The 1748-nt window shown below is 63.3% G+C and carries 2 protein-coding genes; one reads left to right on the top strand and one right to left on the bottom strand.

What is annotated here, in order from left to right; genetic code table 11:
• Nucleotides 1–69: 69 nt before the first annotated feature.
• Nucleotides 70–486 carry an IS200/IS605 family transposase gene (gene tnpA / locus ACX4ZE_RS22680; protein ID WP_480275492.1) on the bottom strand — a complete coding sequence of 139 codons (417 nt, stop codon included), beginning with the start codon at nt 484–486 and terminating at the stop codon, nt 70–72.
• A gap of 22 nt (nt 487–508) precedes the next feature.
• On the opposite strand from tnpA, the gene ACX4ZE_RS22685 reads away from it, so the two are divergent.
• Nucleotides 509–1654, top strand: coding sequence for an RNA-guided endonuclease InsQ/TnpB family protein (locus ACX4ZE_RS22685; protein ID WP_480275493.1), 1146 nt, complete (start codon nt 509–511; stop codon nt 1652–1654).
• Nucleotides 1655–1748: the final 94 nt, after the last annotated feature.

The raw sequence follows: 1748 nt of genomic DNA on the forward strand, positions 1-1748 counted from the left end.
GCCAGTGCGCCGGGCTTCAGTCCGGTGGTGAAGGCGGACGCGGGAGTCCGCGCAGCGGGCGAGCGTGCCCTAGACCGGACGTTGTTGCTGCTCGATGTACTGCCGTAACACGCTGTTCGGTGCGCCGCCGACGGATCCCGCGAAATAGGAACCCGACCATAAACGTTGCGCGCGCCAATAGTGGCGCACGAGGTCGGGGAACTCCTGACGCATCCGCCGCGACGACACCCCCTTGAGGGAGTTCACCAGTTTGGACAGGGCGACTTTCGGGGGGAAGTTCACGAGCAGGTGGACGTGGTCGGCTTCGCCGTTGAACTCGACCAGTTCGCACTCGAAGTCTGTACATACCGCGCGCATGATCTGCTCCATCCGTGCCAGGTGGCGGTCGGTGAACACTCGATGCCGGTATTTGGTGACGAAAACCAAATGTGCGTGCAGCACGAAAACGCAGTGTCTCCCAGTGCGGATGGACTCATAGTCGGCCATAAACCAATGGTAGTATCGAGGTGTGCAACTGCGGTACAACTTCCGTGTCTATCCGACGCCCGGCCAGCAGATCGCGCTGGCGCGGGCGTTCGGGTGTGCACGGGTGGTGTACAACGACGCACTGGCGGCGCGGCGCGATGCGTTCGCCAACGGGCATCGGATCAGCGACGCCGAATTATCCAAACGGCTCACGGAGGCGAAGAAAACACCGGAACGCGAGTGGCTGGCCGAGGTATCGAGCGTCGTGTTGCAACAGGCGCTGGCGGACCTGAACACCGCGTACCGCAACTTCTTTCAGTCGATCAGTGGGAAACGTAAGGGCACGAAAACAGCACCTCCGCGTTTCCGTTCCCGCAAGGACAACCGTCAGGCGATCCGGTTCACCAAGAACGCGCGGTTCATCGTGACGCCCGGCCGCAAGTTGCGGTTGCCGAAGATCGGGGACATTCCGGTGCGCTGGTCGCGGGATCTGCCGTCCGATCCGTCGAGCGTGTCGATCATCCGGGATGCGGCGGGCCGGTATTTCGCGTCATTCGTGGTGGCCGCCGACTACCAGCCGTTGCCGCCTGCCGATGCCGAGGTGGGTATCGACCTCGGCCTGTCTGCGTTCGCGGTGCTTTCGGACGGTAAAACGATCGAGAACCCGAGGTTCCTGCGGCGGGCCGAACGCCGCCTGCGCAAGGCTCAGCAGGCGTTGTCCCAGAAACAGAAGGGCTCGAAGAATCGGGCCAGGGCTCGCCTACGGGTGGCGAAAGCGCACGCGCGGGTGACGGATACACGCCGGGATTGGGCGCACAAGCACACCACACGGATCATCCGCGACAACCAAGCGGTGTTCGTGGAGGACTTGTGCGTGAAAGGACTCGCCCGCACCCGTATGGCGAAGTCGCTTCACGATGCCGGGTGGGGCATGTTCACCCGCATGCTGGAAGAGAAAGCCCAGCGGTACGGGCGAACCTTCCACAGGGTGGACCGCTGGTTCCCCTCCACGCAGACGTGCTCAGTGTGCGGCGCGTCGGGCGGGAAGAAACCATTGCATGTTCGGGAATGGACGTGCACGTGCGGAACGATCCACGACCGCGATCACAACGCGGCCGTCAATATCCTCGCGGCCGGACGGGCCGAGAGGTTAAACGCCTGCGGAGGAGCTGTCAGCCTCCCCGCTTAGCGGAGAGCAGGCTCCTGTGAAACAGGAACCCACCAAGAGCGTCCATGAGAACGCTGGTAGGAATCCTCGGCGTTCACGCCGGGGAGGACGTCAA

This window comes from Nocardia sp. TBRC8007 (assembly GCF_056629435.1).

What these genes read in the sequence shown, in the direction of transcription:
- tnpA (WP_480275492.1), bottom strand. Translation starts at nt 486, where the DNA reads ATGGCCGACTATGAGTCCATCCGCACTGGGAGACACTGCGTTTTCGTG.